We start from the raw sequence: 13,680 nt of genomic DNA, 5'->3' as shown, positions 1-13,680 counted from the left end.
CGGCCCGCCGCGGCCTCAGGCGAGGTCGCGGCGGGCCAGCAGCAGCGCGGTGAGCGCGGTGGCGGCGGCGAGGAAGGCGGCCAGCACCCAGGCGGCCTGCCCGCCGTCGACCACCGCGACGACGCCGGGCGTGCGCACGTCGCCCCCGGCCAGCGCGGCCACCAGCGAGCCCGCGTTCACGCCGGGCAGCCCGCGCTGGAGGGCGTCGAAGAACCCGAGCAGCGGCGCGGCCACGTTGACCACCAGGCTCTCGACGGCGAGCACCCACACCAGGCCCAGCCCGATGGCCAGCGCGGTGCCGCGCAGCGCCGTCCCGAGCAGCACGCCCAGGGCGCCCCAGGTGGTGGCCACGAGCAGGCCGCCGCCGAACCCGCGGGCGAGCTCGGCGAGGCCCGGCCAGTCGGCGGGTGCGGACTCCGCCCCGGCGATCGCGGCGCTGACGGCGGCGGTGAGGGCGAAGCTCAGCGCCACGGTGGCCGCGAGCACCGTGACCAGGGCGAGCAGCTGCCCGGCGAGCACGGTCGTCCGCCGCGGCCCCTGCGCCAGCAGGCTCTTGAGCGTCCCCCAGCCGTACTCGCTGCCGGCCAGCAGCGCGCCGAGGGTCAGCAGCAGCGCCCCGCCGAACAGCGGCAGCCCCGACAGCGCGTTGCCCACCAGCCGGTCGGGCAGCGTGGACGCCAGCAGCACCTCCGGCGGGCTGCCCTCGTAGGAGGAGCCGCGGGTGTAGCTGATGTACGGGATGAGCAGGCTGAAGACCAGCTGCAGGGCGGGCCACAGGCCCAGCAGCACCCAGGTGGCCGGCCGGCGGCGCAGCTTGAGGAGCTCCGCGCCCACGATCGCCGGCAGCGACCCCGAGGTGCGGGCCGGACGGGCGCCCGCCGCGGCGACGGCGGCGCTCACCGGGCGCTCCGGAGCAGCCGGCGCGGGCGGGCTGCGGGGGTCTCCGCGGGCGGTGGGTCACCCGGGTCGGTGAGCTGCAGGAAGACCTCCTCGAGCGTGCGCGCCTCCTGGCGCAGCCCGGTGACGTCGACCCCGGCGGTGACCAGCGCGCGGTTGACCGCCGCGGTCTCCCCGGGCGCGGCCTGCAGGTGCAGGGCGCCGTCGACGACGGAGACGCGGTCGGCGCCGAGCAGCCGGCCGGCGACCGCGACGGCGGTCTCCAGCGGGGCGGCGTCGACCACCAGCCGGCCGAGCCCCCGCAGCTCCTCGACGCTGCTCTCCACCAGCAGCCGGCCGGAGGCGACCACGGCCACCCGGTCGCAGATCTGCTCCACCTCGCCGAGCAGGTGGCTGGAGAGCACCACCGTGCGGCCCTCGGCGGCGAGGTGGCGCAGGAGCGTGCGCACCTCGCTGATGCCGGCGGGGTCCAGGCCGTTGGTGGGCTCGTCGAGGACCACCAGCGCCGGGTCCTTGAGCAGGGCCGCGGCGATGCCGAGGCGCTGCTTCATGCCGAGCGAGTAGGTGCTGAAGCGGTCGCCGGCGCGGTCGGTGAGGTCGACGGTGTCGAGCACCGCGGCGATCCGGCCGGGCCCGACGCCGGCGTAGCGCGCGAGCACCCGCAGGTTGTCCCGCCCGGACAGGTACGGGTAGAGCCCCGGCCCCTCGACCAGCGCCCCGACCTGCGCCACGGAGGTGCCGGCGGGCCGGCCGAGCACGGTGGCCGAGCCGCTGGTGGGCCGCACCAGGCCGAGCAGCATGCGCAGCGTCGTCGTCTTGCCCGCCCCGTTGGGGCCGAGGAAGCCGAAGACCTCGCCCCGGCGCACCTGCAGCGACAGGGCGTCGACGACGGTGCGCTGCCCGTAGCGCTTGGTCAGGCGGTCGGTGGTGACCACCGGCTCGGCGTCGGGGGTGCGGGGGCTCGGCGGGGCCGGCGCAGGACGCTGCCCGACGGTCCCCGTGGCGGTCTGCATGGCCGGAGACTGCCCCGACCCGCCCGCGCTGTCGACGCCGCGGATGGAGGACGGTCCGGTTCCGACCCCGGGCGTGCGACCTGGGTCGCGGGTGCCCGCCCCGGGGTGGACGGCGGCCTGCTCCGGCGGTCGCGCGGGCTCCGACCGGAGCCGGTCGTACGACCTCGGGCGGGCGCACGTTCATACCCGCGGCCGCTTGGAGCCCGCGAGGCCCACAGGGAAGGTGTGGCCCGTTGCCAGGCACCTCACAGGTTCCGCCGGTGGGCGTCCCGTCCGCCGCGACCGCACTCACGGGAGAGGGCGACCCATGGACGCGACCACGACGACGAGACCGCGGTCCCGCGGCCGGGCGGTGCGCGCCCTGGCCGTCTCGGGGGCCGGGGCACTGCTGCTGGCGGCACTCCCCGGGGTGGCGTCCGCCGAGGGCGGGGGTGGGCGCACCTGGGACGTGCACCCCGGCCAGTCCATCCAGGCGGCCGTCGACGCGGCGGCCTCGGGGGACACGATCCGGATCGCTCCCGGCACGTACACCGAGGCGGTCTGCATCGAGGACAAGGGGCTGACGATCCAGGGCGCCGGCCGCGAGCGGACGGTCATCCGCTGGGACCGCGCCACGACCAACGCCCAGATCGCGCAGCGCGCCTGCTGGGACCTGACGGACGCCGCCGACGAGGAGGACGCGCCCGGCGTCGCCGACAACGTCTCCGCGCTGTTCTTCCTGAACCCCGACAAGCCGGTCACCGTCCGCGACCTGCAGACCGTCGACCACACCGCCAACGGCATCTCGGCCTGGAACGCGAACGGGTTCACCGTCACCGGGACCAAGGGCGTCGGCCACGACCGGTACGGGATCATCGCCGGCAACTCGCGGAACATCCACATCGTCGGGAACGTCGAGCAGGGCGTCGACCGGGCGGGCACCGGCCAGGCGCCCGACGCCGGTACGGCCGGCATCTCGGTCGGCGACTCGGCGGACTCGCGGTCGTTCATCGCGGCCAACCGGGTGCGCGGCTACAACCTGGGGATCTTCCTGCGGGAGTCCAGCGGCGGCCGGGTGGACGCCAACCACCTGAGCGGCAACTGCATCGGCATCCTGACCTTCGACGACGCCGCGACCGAGATCCCCGGGTCCCCGGCCAACGTCGAGGGCGGCGACTGGCGGATCACGGCCAACGTGTCCACCGCGAACAACCGGTGGTGCCTGCAGGGCCGCGCCGGTGACCAGCGGATCTCCGGCGTCGGGATGGCCGTGGTGAACGCGGCGAACGTGAAGCTGACGGCCAACGTCATCCGGGACAACGTGCCGACGCTCCCGCCGGCGCAGTTCATCCCGCCGATGGCCCCGGCGCTGACGTTCCCCTCGGCCGGGCTGACGCTGCTCACGTTCGCCCCGCCGCCCGGCACCGACCCGAACCCGAATGACGACATCCCGGGTCTGCTGACCGACATCCGGGTGGTCGGGAACTGGTTCGGCGACAACAAGGCGTACGTGCCGGGCCAGGGCGCGCCGACGCGGGTCCAGATGGACGTCTTCCGCGGGGCGCCGACGCCGAACACGCCGTTCGGTCCGACCGGGCCGATCGACTTCCGCGGCAACCGGTGCGACGCGAGCATCCCGCCCGAGTGGTGCGGGGCGCCCTACCCGAGCTGAGGCTCACCGCCCGAGGGCGGTCCCGGCACCCGCCGGGGCCGCCCTCGGCGCGTGTCCGGGCCCGTGCGGGGGTGAGAACGCGTCCAGGGCGGTCCCGGCACCGGCCGGGACCGCCCTGGACGGGACGTCGTCTAGCGCCGGCGGCCGAGCAGCCAGCCGACCAGGACGCCGAGCAGCGTGAGCCCGGCGCCGCCGAGCGCGCCGACGGCGAGCGTCTGCAGGTCCGAGGACGGCGCCGCGGCCGCCGCGGGGGCCTTCCGGAACACCTGCGGCTCCGGCGCGGAGGGCGTTCCCGCGGGAACGCCCGCCGGCGCCGCGTCGGTCGAGCTCACCGCCGCCGACGACGCGCGGGCCGCGGCCGGCGCGGTCTCCACCGGCGCGCCCGAGGTCAGCTCGCCGTCGATCGCGGCGAAGAACTGCCCGGCCATCCGCTTGGCGACGCCGCTGATCATCCGCTGGCCCACGCCCGCGACCGGCCCGCCCACGACGGCGTCGGCCGAGTACGTCAGCGTCGTCCCCTCGTCGGTGGGCTCCAGGGTGATCGTGACCTTCGCCCGCACGTTGCCCGGCGCACCCGCGCCCGAGGCGTGCATGACGTAGGACGACGGCCGCTGCTGGTCGGTCAGCCGCACCTCGCCGGCGTAGGTGCCGCGGATCGCGCCGACCCCCACCGCGACGTCCATCCGGTACTCGTCCTCGCCTGTCCGCTCCAGCGACTCGCAGCCGGGGATCGTCCTGGCGAGCACCGCCGGGTCGGTGATGACCGTCCAGACCTCCTCGGGCGTGCCGTGCAGCACCGCCGAGCCGTCGAGGTTCACGCGGGGACTCCCGTCTGGAGGGACGCCTGCGTCCGCTCCGCCGTCTCGTTCCTCATCAGGTCGTACAGCTCGGTGGGGGAGATCGGCATCGAGGTGATCCGCCGGCCCACCGCGTCCTCGATCGCCGAGGCGATCGCCGCCGTCCCGGGGATCACCCCGGCCTCCCCGGCGCCCTTGATCCCCAGCGGGTTGAGCGGCGAGGGCGTCTCCTGGTGGTCGATCGCGATGTCGGGCACCTCGGAGGCGTAGGGCATGAGGAAGTCCATGAACGACGCGTTCTGCAGCTGCCCGTCGGCGTCGTAGGCCATCCGCTCGTACAGCGCCCCGCCCACGCCCTGGGCGACGCCGCCGTGCACCTGCCCCTCGACGATCATCGGGTTCACCACGTTGCCGCAGTCGTGCACCACCGCGTACCGGACGACGTCGATCTCCCACGTGGCCGGGTCGATCTCCACGACGGCGGCGTGCGCACCCGAGGCGAACGTCGAGCGGATCGGCGAGTAGTAGTCGCGGTGCTCGAGGCCCGGCGCGTCGCCCTCGGCCACCGGCGGCTTGTCGTCCGAGCCGGCCTTGGCGAACTGGGTGGCCTGCTTGGCCGCCTCGTCGAAGGCGTAGCGCAGCGGGTTGGACAGGACGGCGACCGTGCGCAGCGGGATCGACGCGCCCGGCGTGCCCTTGACCTGCACCAGGCCCTCGTCGATCTCCAGGTCCTCGGGGTTGGCCTCCAGCACGTCGGCGGCGATCCGGATCGCCTTCTCCCGCACCCCGCGGGCGGCCAGGGCGACGGCGTTGCCGCTCATCACCGCGGCGCGCGAGGCGAACGTGCCGACGGCGTAGCCGAAGCGGCGGGTGTCGCCGGTGTGCACCTCGACGTCCTCGATCGGCACGCCGAGCTCGGAGGCGACGATCTGCGCGAACACCGTCTCGTGTCCCTGGCCCTGCGAGGTCAGGCCGGTGGAGACCAGCACCTTGCCGCTGCCGAGCACCTGCACGTGCCCGCCCTCGTACGGGCCGGGGCCGGTGCCCTCGACGTAGAGCGCCATCCCGACGCCGAGCATCTTCCCGCGGGAACGCGCGTCGGCCCGCAGCGCCTCGGCCTCGTCCCAGCCCACGAGCGCGACGAGCTTGTCGAGCAGGCCCGGGTAGTCGCCGGAGTCGTAGATGACCGGCCGGCCGTCCTGGAACGTCAGGTGGTGGTCGTAGGGGAACTGGTCGGGCGTGATCAGGTTCCGCCGGCGCACCTCGGCGCGGTCGAGGCCGAGGTCGTCGGCGATGCGGTCCATCGTCCGCTCCATCGCGTAGCAGCCCTGCGGCCGCCCGGCGCCGCGGTAGGGCGTCACGATGACGGTGTTGGTGAAGACGCTCTCCACGACCACCCGGTACACCGGGATCGCGTACGGGCCGACCAGCTGGGTCGCCGTCACGATCGGCACGATGATCCCGTAGGGCGTGTAGGCGCCGTTGTCGTGCCAGACGTGCACGTCGAGCGCGGTGACCCGGCCGTCGTCGTCGTACCCGACGGTGATCTCCTGCCGCTGCTGGCGCTCGTGCGCGCTGGAGATGAAGTGCTCGCGGCGGTCCTCGGCCCACTTGACCTCGCGGCCCAGCCGGATCGCCGCCATCGGCACCAGCAGCTCCTCGGGCCACGGGTGCACGATCTTGACGCCGAACCCGCCGCCGACGTCGGGCGCGATCACCTCGACGCGGTCCAGCGACAGCTCCAGCTTGGCCGCGATCGCCGCGCGCACCGACGTCGAGGCCTGGGTGCTCGAGTACACGCGCAGGCTGGCGTCGTCGGAGTCCCAGCGGGCGTGCACGCCCTTGCCCTCCAGGGGCATGCAGGCGCTGCGCTCGATGTACTGCGTGAACGACAGGGTGTGCGGCGCGGCGGCCAGCGCCGGCTCGACGTCGCCGGTCTCCTGGTGGTGCCGCGCGGCGACGTTGTCGGGGACGTCCTCGTGCACGGCGGCGCGCGCCTCCCGGGCGGCGTCCACGCCGACGACGACCGGCAGCTCCTCGTAGGTGACGACGATCCGTTCGGCGGCGTCCTCGGCCACGTACCGGTCGGTGGCCACCACCATGACCACGGGCTCGCCGACGTGGTTCACCACGCCGTTGGCCAGCGGGTAGGCGGTGCGCGGGGCGTGCAGCTGCGGGTGGGGGATGAGCACCGGCAGCGGCTCGGCCATCGGGCCGGTGAGGTCCTCGTAGGTGTAGACGGCGACGAGGCCCTCGACGTCGAGCGCGGCCTCCACGTCGACGTCGAGCACGCGGGCGTGCGCGTGCGGGCTGCGCACGAAGGCGGCGGCCAGCGCGCCGGAGCCGATGTCGTCGAGGTAGCGGCCCCTGCCGGTGATGAGGCGGGCGTCCTCGCGCCGGCGGACGGGCTCGCCGAACAGCTTGGTGGTCATGCTGCGTCCCCCGGGGCCGATGGCGCTGCGAAGGCCCTCACCGGGCGTCCTCCCGCATGGTGGCGGCGGCGTGCCGGACGGCCTTCCTGATGTTGGCGTAGCCGGTGCACCGGCAGAGGTTGCCGCCGACGAGCTCGTCGACCTCCTCCTCGGTGATCTCCTCGGCGGCGTCGCGGGCCTCCAGCCCGGCGGCGATCGTCACGAGGAAGCCCGGCGTGCAGAAGCCGCACTGCAGGGCGTGGCACTCGCGGAAGGCCTCCTGCACCGGGTGGAGCACCTGCCCGCCCTGGTGGTCGTCGCGGGCCAGGCCCTCGACGGTGGTCACCTGCGCGCCCTGCACCTGGACGGCGAGCACGAGGCACGAGCGCACCGGGTCGCCGTCGACCATCACCGTGCACGAGCCGCAGACGCCGTGCGCGCAGCCCACGTGCGTGCCGGTCAGGCCGAGGTCGTCGCGGAGGAAGTCCGACAGCACGCGGCGCACCGGGACGGTGGCCTCGCGGTGCACGCCGTTGACGGTCACGGAGACGGTCCGCTCGCTGTCGACCTGCGGCGGATCGATCGAGGTGGTCACGCGGCGCTCCTCTGCACGGCCTCGGCGGCGGCGTCGGCCAGGGTGCGTTCGGTCAGGACGCCCACGAGCAGCCGCCGGTAGTCGGCGCTGGCGTGGATGTCGGTGTCGGGGTCGACGAGGGTGCGGGCGAGCGCGCCGGCCGCGGCCCAGTCGGCGCTGTCGACCGGCTCGCCGGCCACCGCCTCGGTGAGGTCGTGCACCTCGGGCACCAGCCCGACGGAGATGTAGGAGGCCCGGACGGCGGACACCAGGCGGTCCTCGTCCAGGGTGACGACGACGCCGGCGCCGCAGACGGCGTAGTCGCCCTTGCGGCGGGCGATCTCGGCGAAGGCGGTGCCCGAGCGCTCGGGCAGGGCGGGGAAGAAGGCGTCGACGACGACCGCGCCGCCGGCGAGCGAGGTCTCCAGCGGGCCGACGAACAGGTCCTGCCAGCCGACGGTCTCCCGGCCGGCCGGCGTCGCGACCGTCACCGAGCCGCCGGTGAGCGCGAGCACCGACGTCATCTCGCCGGAGGGGTCGGCGTGGGCGATCGAGCCGACCGTCGTGCCGCGGTTGCGGATCGCCGGGTGGGCGACGTTGGCCGTCGCCCGGGCCAGCAGCGGCTGGACCCGGGCGGCGGCCTGCGCGTCGGGGGTCTGGCGGAGCAGTCGTGCGTGGCGGACCAGGGCGCCCACCCGCACGCCGTCCCCGGTCGCCTCGATCATGTCGAGGCCGGGCACCCGGTTGAGGTCGACCAGCGTGGCCGGCGCCGCGAGGCGCATGGCCAGCAGCGGGAGCAGCGACTGGCCACCGGCGAGCACCTTGGCGCCCGTCTCGTCCGACAGGAGGTCGAGCGCCTCGTCGAGGGACCGGGGGTCGGCGTAGCGGAAGGGAGCGGGTTTCACTTCTCGAGCATGTCCTTGCGACGGGTACCGGTGCCGGGGCGGCCCACCTCGTCGACCGACGACGGGTCGGTCCCGCCGCGCGGGTCGGCATAGCCGCCGGCAGGGCCGCCGGCCGGGCCGGCGCCGTGGTGGCCCAGGGACGACGCGCTCTCCGGCACCGAGCCCTCGCGCAGGAGCGCGGCCTTCATGTCGGCCGGGGCCAGCGCGCGGGCGATGTGCCAGCCGACGACGGCGACGATCGAGCCCAGCGCGATGCCGTTGAGCGAGAAGTCGTCGGTGAAGGTGAGGGTCACGTTGCCGATGCCGATGATGATCCCGGCCGCGAGCGGGACGAGGTTGACCGGGTTGGCGAAGTCGACCCGGTTCTCCTTCCAGATCTTCGCGCCGAGCAGGCCGATCATGCCGTAGAGGACGACGGTGATGCCGCCGAGCACGCCCCCGGGGACGATGTTGATCAGCGCGCCGAACTTGGGGACCAGGCCCAGCAGGATCGCCACGATCGCGGCCACGTAGTAGGCGGCGGTCGAGTAGACCCGGGTGGCGGCCATGACGCCGATGTTCTCGGCGTACGTCGTCGTCGGGGAGCCGCCGACCGAGGTGGCGAGCACCGTGCCGACGCCGTCGGCGAAGACCGCGCGGCCCATGACCGGGTCGAGGTCGCGCTTGGTCATCTCGGCCACGGCCTTGACGTGGCCGACGTTCTCGGCGACCAGGGCGATGACGGCGGGGATGACCAGCAGGCTGAAGTTCAGCGAGAAGCTCGGCGCGGTGAAGTCGGGCAGGCCGAACCAGTCCGCCTGGCCGACCGAGTCGAAGTTGATCCGGTCGCGGGTGACCACGGCGCCGGTGCCGTCGGGCGAGGTGATCTGGCCGGCGGTCGCGTCGAGCAGGATCGACAGCAGGTAGCCGAAGACGAGACCGAGCAGGATGGCGATGCGGGCGAGGAAGCCGCGCAGCGCCAGCGAGGCGACGATGACGAACGCCATCGTGGCGAGCGCGACCCACTGGTCCTGGGGCCAGTAGACGCCCGCGGCGACCGGGGCCAGGTTGAAGCCGATCAGCATGACGACGGCGCCGGTGACGGCCGGCGGCAGCACCTTGTTGATCAGGCCGAGGCCCGCGAAGTGGATGACCAGGCCGACCAGGGCCAGCACGACGCCGGCGACCAGCAGCGCGCCGACGACGTCGCCGGAGTCGCCGCCGTTGGCGCGGATCGCGGCGACGCCGCCGACGAAGGCCGCGCTGGTGCCCAGGTAGCTGGGTACCCGGTTCTTGACGATGAGCAGGAAGACGATCGTCGCGATGCCGCTCATCATGATCGCGAGGTTCGGGTCCAGGCCCATGATGAGCGGGAAGACGAAGGTCGCGCCGAACATTGCGACCACGTGCTGGGCGCCGATGCCCACGGTGAGCGGCCAGGACAGCCGCTCGTCGGGGGCCACCGCCTCACCGAGCGGTGGCGTCTTCCCGTCGCCGTAGAGCTTCCAACCGAACGCCATGGGGTCCTCCTCGCGAGGCACAGCCGATGCGGCCCGGGAGGTGCCGCCACCCCCGGGAGGCCGTCACAGTGTCACGCGTCTCACGGGCGGGGAAGTGCCTCAGCGCTAAAACTTCCCGGTGCAACAAGATCGTTGCGCAGGCGATATCTCACCGCTGAGGCATCTGCCGGTACGGTCGGCGAGGTGAGCGATCCTGGGCCCGCAGCGGGCGTCCGGCACGTCTCCCTGCGCAGCGGCGTCTACGCCGACTCCGTCCGGTTGATGCAGGTCAGCCGCGACGTCGGCGCGCGCGACGGCGTCACCGCGGTGCTGGTCGCGATGGCCACGCCGCTCAACGTGGAGCTCGCCGAGGGCATGGGCCTGGCGCCGGAGCAGGCGGCCGCACCGGACCAGCTGCTCATCGCCGTCCGGGCCGTCGACGACGACGCGCTGGCCGCCGCGGTGGCCGCCGTCGACGCCGCCCTGGCCGAGCGCGAGCGCACCCGGGCCACCGCCGACGCCCAGCCGGCCCGCACGGTCGGCGCCGGCCTCGACGACCTCGGCCACGACGCCGGCGCGCTGGCCATCGTCAGCGTCCCGGGGCAGTACGCGGCGCTCGAGGCCGCCGACGCGATCGCCGCCGGCCGCAGCGCGCTGGTCTTCTCCGACGGCGTCCCGGTCGAGCAGGAGGTGGCGCTGAAGCGCGCCGCCCGCGCCGCCGGGGTCCTGGTCATGGGCCCCGACTGCGGCACCGCGATCGTCTCCGGCGTCGCGCTGGGCTTCGCCAACGTCGTCCGCCCCGGCCCGGTCGGCGTCGTCGCCGCCTCGGGCACCGGCGCGCAGCAGGTGTCCTGCCTGCTCGACGCGGCCGGCGTCGGCGTCTCGCACGTGATCGGCGTGGGCGGGCGCGACCTGTCCGAGGCCGTGGGCGGCCTCGCGACCCTCGACGCGCTGGCGGCGCTGGACGCCGACCCCGCCACCGAGCGGGTGCTCGTCGTCTCCAAGCCCCCGGCGCCGTCGGTGGCCGCGGAGGTGGCGCGGGTGTCGGGGGAGCTGGCGACGCCGGTGCGCTCGGCCGCCCTCTCGCCGGAGACGCCCGACCTCACCGCCGCCGTCGAGGCGCTGCTCGGCGACATGGGCCTCGACGTCCCGGTGTGGCCCTCCCGCCCCGGGCCGGCCGAGGCCGCGCCGCCCGGCGCGGTGCTCAAGGGCCTCTACTCCGGCGGCACGCTGGCCGACGAGGCGATGCTGCTGGCGGCCCCCGTGCTCGGCGACGTCCGCTCCAACACCCCGCTGCGTCCCGAGCTCGACCTCGCTCTCGACCCGGCCGCCCAGGACCTGTCCGCCCGCGGCCACCTCGTCGTCGACTTCGGCGACGACGCGCTCACCGTCGGCCGCGCCCACCCGATGATCGACCCGACGCTGCGGCTGGAGGCGATCGAGCGGCTGGCCGCCTCGGGCGAGCCCGCCGTGCTGCTGCTCGACGTCGTCCTCGGGTACGGCGCCGACGCCGACCCGGCCGCCGCCCTCGTCCCCGCGCTCACCGCCGCCCGCGCGCGGGCGCACCTGCCGGTCGTCGTCGCGCTGGTCGGCACCGAGGCCGACCCGCAGGGCTGGAGCCGTCAGGCCGACGCCCTCGCCGCGGCCGGCGCCGCCGTCTTCGCCTCCAACGCCGCGGCCACGCGGTACGCCCTCGACCTGCTGGGAGCCGCGCGATGACGACGACCGGGACCTCGACCGGAGCGCTCGGAGGACTGCTCGACGGCCCGCCGGCCGTCGTCGCCGCCGGTGTCGACGTGTTCTCGGGCGCGCTGCGCGCCCAGGGCGTGTCCGTGGCCGACGTCGACTGGCGGCCGCCGGGCCTCGGCGACGCCGCCGACCTGACCGCGCTGGCGCTCGACCCGCGCCGCGCCGCGGCCAACCGGACGGCGGTCGAGCGGGTGCTCGCGGCCGGCTCGGTGCTGGTCGACGTCCGCCCGGCCCGCGAGGTGCTCGGCATGGAGGGGCGCACGCTGCTGCACTCCGGCCCGCCGCTGAACTGGGAGGCCGCGTCGGGCCCCATGCGCGGGGCGCTCGTCGGCGCCTGCCTGTTCGAGGGCTGGGCGTCCACGGTGGAGGAGGCCGAGGCGCTGCTGGCGTCGGGCGGCGTGGAGCTCGAGCCGTGCCACCACCGCTCCGCCGTCGGCCCGATGGCCGGGGTCACCTCGCCGTCGATGTGGGCCTGGTGCCTGGAGGACCCGGTCAACGGCGGCCGGGCCTACTGCAACCTCAACGAGGGCCTGGGCAAGGTGCTGCGGATGGGCGCCTTCAACCAGGAGGTGCTCACCCGGCTGGCCTGGATGCGCGACGTCCTCGGCCCGCTGCTGGCGCGCGCGGTGCGCTCGATGGCCGAGCCGCTCGACGTGAAGGCCGTGCTCGCGCAGATGCTGCAGATGGGCGACGAGGGGCACAACCGCAACCGCGCCGGCTCGCTGATGACCCTGCGCGAGCTCTCGCCGGCGCTGGCCGCGCTCGACGCGCCCTCCGACGACGTCGCCGCGGCGCTGCGCTTCATCGGCGGCAACGAGCACTTCTTCCTCAACCTCGGCATGCCGACGGCGAAGCTCGCGATGGACGCCGCCCGCGACGTGCCGGGCTCCACGCTGGTCACCGTCATGGCGCGCAACGGCACCGAGTTCGGCGTGCAGACGGCGGGCACCGGCGACCGCTGGTTCACCGGCCCGGCGCAGACGCCCGTGGGCCTGTTCCTCGGCGACTACGGCCCCGAGGACGCCAACCCCGACATCGGCGACTCCGCGATCATGGAGACCTACGGCGTCGGCGGGTTCTCGATGGCCGCGGCGCCGGCGATCGTGCGCTTCGTCGGCGGCACCGTGCCCGACGCGCTGGCCACCACCGAGCGGATGTACCAGCTCACCCTGGCCGAGAACCCGGCGATGGCCATCCCGATCCTCGGGTTCCGCGGTGCGCCGACCGGCATCGACGTCCTCGCCGTGGCGCGCACCGGCTGGCTGCCGCAGATCAACACCGGCATGGCCGGGCGGGTGGCCGGCACCGGCCAGGTGGGCGCCGGGCTCGTGCAGCCGCCGCGGGAGTGCTTCGAGGGCGCCCTCGCCGCGCTCGCGCAGGAGGCCCGCGCCGCCGCCCGAGTCGTCGTGCGCTGACCGTTACGCGGGGCCGCAGGTGAGCAGGACGTCCAGCGCCGGGCCCAGGCCCGCGCCGTCGTCCACCGGCTCGCGGAACGGCACCCGCAGGTCGTAGCAGGAGCGGCGGGCCTGCACGCGGAAGCGCACGCCGTGCCGGTCGAGGCCGAGCGGCCGGACGTCGTCGCGCGGCCCGGCCCACGCCTGCACCCGGGCCAGCAGCCGGGTCAGCGCCGCGCCGTGCCCGGCGGCGAGGCCGGCCTCCGCCGCGGCGAGCGGATCCGGGCGGGCGGCCGAGAAGTCGTCGGGGTCCACCTCGGTGGTCGCGCCGCTGTCGGTGAGGACCACCTCGGCGAGGTCGAGGCGCACCAGCAGCGCGCGCAGGCCGACGTCGAGGAGCGCGTCGGACGGGCGCACGTCGGCCAGGTCGAGCAGCGCCGGCTGGACCTCGGCCGGGTGCACCGGCGTCAGCCAGCCGGACAACTCCACCTGCCCGCGCACCGGGTGCTGCAGCGGGAACGGCGACCGGTCGGTGACCGTCAGCCGCGCCGGGAGGTCGCCGAGGGGGGACTTCCGCAGCGCCGTCGCCAGCCGCCCGGCGGCGGGGACGACGACGTACACCTGCCCGGACGCTGTCGTCGCGGCCAGCGACAGCTCGACCGCGCCCAGCCCCACCGCGTGCAGTGCGGCCGACGGGCGGGCGGCCACGGTGCGGGCGCGCTCGGCCGGCGGCGGCTGCGGGATGCCGGTGGTGCCCGGGCCGGTGCGGGGGACGGTCATCGCTCACCTCGGGTCTCGGCGTGTTGGTAAG

At 75.3% G+C, this 13,680-nt stretch carries 11 protein-coding genes; 3 read left to right on the top strand and 8 right to left on the bottom strand.

The genetic code is table 11. The features are described from left to right. Positions 1-15: 15 nt before the first annotated feature. Both WA616_RS23755 and WA616_RS23750 read right to left on the bottom strand, forming a co-directional pair. On the bottom strand, positions 16-900 hold the full coding sequence (locus tag WA616_RS23755) for an ABC transporter permease (protein WP_336033751.1): 885 nt from the start codon (positions 898-900) through the stop codon (positions 16-18). Further along, on the bottom strand, positions 897-1,910 hold the full coding sequence (locus WA616_RS23750) for an ABC transporter ATP-binding protein (protein WP_336033750.1): 1,014 nt from the start codon (positions 1,908-1,910) through the stop codon (positions 897-899). The genes WA616_RS23755 and WA616_RS23750 overlap by 4 nt, the downstream gene beginning before the upstream one ends. A 307-nt stretch (positions 1,911-2,217) precedes the next feature. Between WA616_RS23750 and WA616_RS23745 the strand changes: the two genes are divergently transcribed. Then, positions 2,218-3,561: a right-handed parallel beta-helix repeat-containing protein gene (locus tag WA616_RS23745; RefSeq protein ID WP_336033748.1), complete on the top strand. Its 1,344-nt coding sequence runs from the start codon at positions 2,218-2,220 to the stop codon at positions 3,559-3,561. Positions 3,562-3,692: 131 nt separating this feature from the next. Here WA616_RS23745 and WA616_RS23740 read toward each other — a convergent pair whose 3' ends face one another. Genes WA616_RS23740 through WA616_RS23720 form a run of 5 tightly spaced genes read right to left on the bottom strand, consistent with a single transcriptional unit; the run spans position 3,693 to position 9,747 of the window. After that, positions 3,693-4,379 (bottom strand): SRPBCC family protein, encoded by a 687-nt coding sequence (locus tag WA616_RS23740; RefSeq protein WP_336033747.1) that lies wholly within the window; start codon positions 4,377-4,379, stop codon positions 3,693-3,695. Beyond that, entirely contained in the window at positions 4,376-6,790 is a 2,415-nt protein-coding gene (gene cutA / locus WA616_RS23735) for an aerobic carbon-monoxide dehydrogenase large subunit (RefSeq protein ID WP_336033745.1), read from the bottom strand. Before cutA ends, WA616_RS23740 begins: the two co-directional genes overlap by 4 nt. A gap of 37 nt (positions 6,791-6,827) precedes the next feature. Next, positions 6,828-7,364 carry a (2Fe-2S)-binding protein gene (locus tag WA616_RS23730; protein WP_336033744.1) on the bottom strand — a complete coding sequence of 179 codons (537 nt, stop codon included), beginning with the start codon at positions 7,362-7,364 and terminating at the stop codon, positions 6,828-6,830. Then, positions 7,361-8,248 (bottom strand): FAD binding domain-containing protein, encoded by an 888-nt coding sequence (locus WA616_RS23725; protein WP_336033743.1) that lies wholly within the window; start codon positions 8,246-8,248, stop codon positions 7,361-7,363. The genes WA616_RS23730 and WA616_RS23725 overlap by 4 nt, the downstream gene beginning before the upstream one ends. After that, the gene (locus WA616_RS23720; protein WP_336033742.1) at positions 8,245-9,747 is read right to left on the bottom strand and encodes a uracil-xanthine permease family protein; all 1,503 of its coding nucleotides are present in this window, start codon (positions 9,745-9,747) and stop codon (positions 8,245-8,247) included. Before WA616_RS23720 ends, WA616_RS23725 begins: the two co-directional genes overlap by 4 nt. A gap of 183 nt (positions 9,748-9,930) precedes the next feature. On the opposite strand from WA616_RS23720, the gene WA616_RS23715 reads away from it, so the two are divergent. Together WA616_RS23715 and WA616_RS23710 are read left to right on the top strand one after the other, a co-directional pair. Then, positions 9,931-11,445 carry an FdrA family protein gene (locus WA616_RS23715; protein ID WP_336033740.1) on the top strand — a complete coding sequence of 505 codons (1,515 nt, stop codon included), beginning with the start codon at positions 9,931-9,933 and terminating at the stop codon, positions 11,443-11,445. Beyond that, positions 11,442-12,890: a DUF1116 domain-containing protein gene (locus WA616_RS23710; RefSeq protein WP_336033738.1), complete on the top strand. Its 1,449-nt coding sequence runs from the start codon at positions 11,442-11,444 to the stop codon at positions 12,888-12,890. The genes WA616_RS23715 and WA616_RS23710 overlap by 4 nt, the downstream gene beginning before the upstream one ends. 3 nt (positions 12,891-12,893) lie before the next feature. On the opposite strand, the gene WA616_RS23705 is transcribed toward WA616_RS23710, so the two are convergent. After that, positions 12,894-13,649, bottom strand: coding sequence for a DUF2470 domain-containing protein (locus WA616_RS23705; RefSeq protein WP_336033737.1), 756 nt, complete (start codon positions 13,647-13,649; stop codon positions 12,894-12,896). Positions 13,650-13,680 lie beyond the last annotated feature (31 nt).

The organism is Geodermatophilus sp. FMUSA9-8, from assembly GCF_037034165.1.
Lineage (GTDB): Bacteria > Actinomycetota > Actinomycetes > Mycobacteriales > Geodermatophilaceae > Geodermatophilus > Geodermatophilus nigrescens.
This window is presented reverse-complemented; position numbering and strand designations above follow the sequence as displayed.

Coding starts and splice junctions, on each gene's coding strand:
- WA616_RS23750 (WP_336033750.1), bottom strand. CDS start 1,910: ATGCAGACCGCCACGGGGACCGTCGGGCAGCGTCCTGCGCCGGCCCCG.
- cutA (WP_336033745.1), bottom strand. CDS start 6,790: ATGACCACCAAGCTGTTCGGCGAGCCCGTCCGCCGGCGCGAGGACGCC.
- WA616_RS23720 (WP_336033742.1), bottom strand. CDS start 9,747: ATGGCGTTCGGTTGGAAGCTCTACGGCGACGGGAAGACGCCACCGCTC.
- WA616_RS23705 (WP_336033737.1), bottom strand. CDS start 13,649: ATGACCGTCCCCCGCACCGGCCCGGGCACCACCGGCATCCCGCAGCCG.
- WA616_RS23745 (WP_336033748.1), top strand. CDS start 2,218: ATGGACGCGACCACGACGACGAGACCGCGGTCCCGCGGCCGGGCGGTG.
- WA616_RS23710 (WP_336033738.1), top strand. CDS start 11,442: ATGACGACGACCGGGACCTCGACCGGAGCGCTCGGAGGACTGCTCGAC.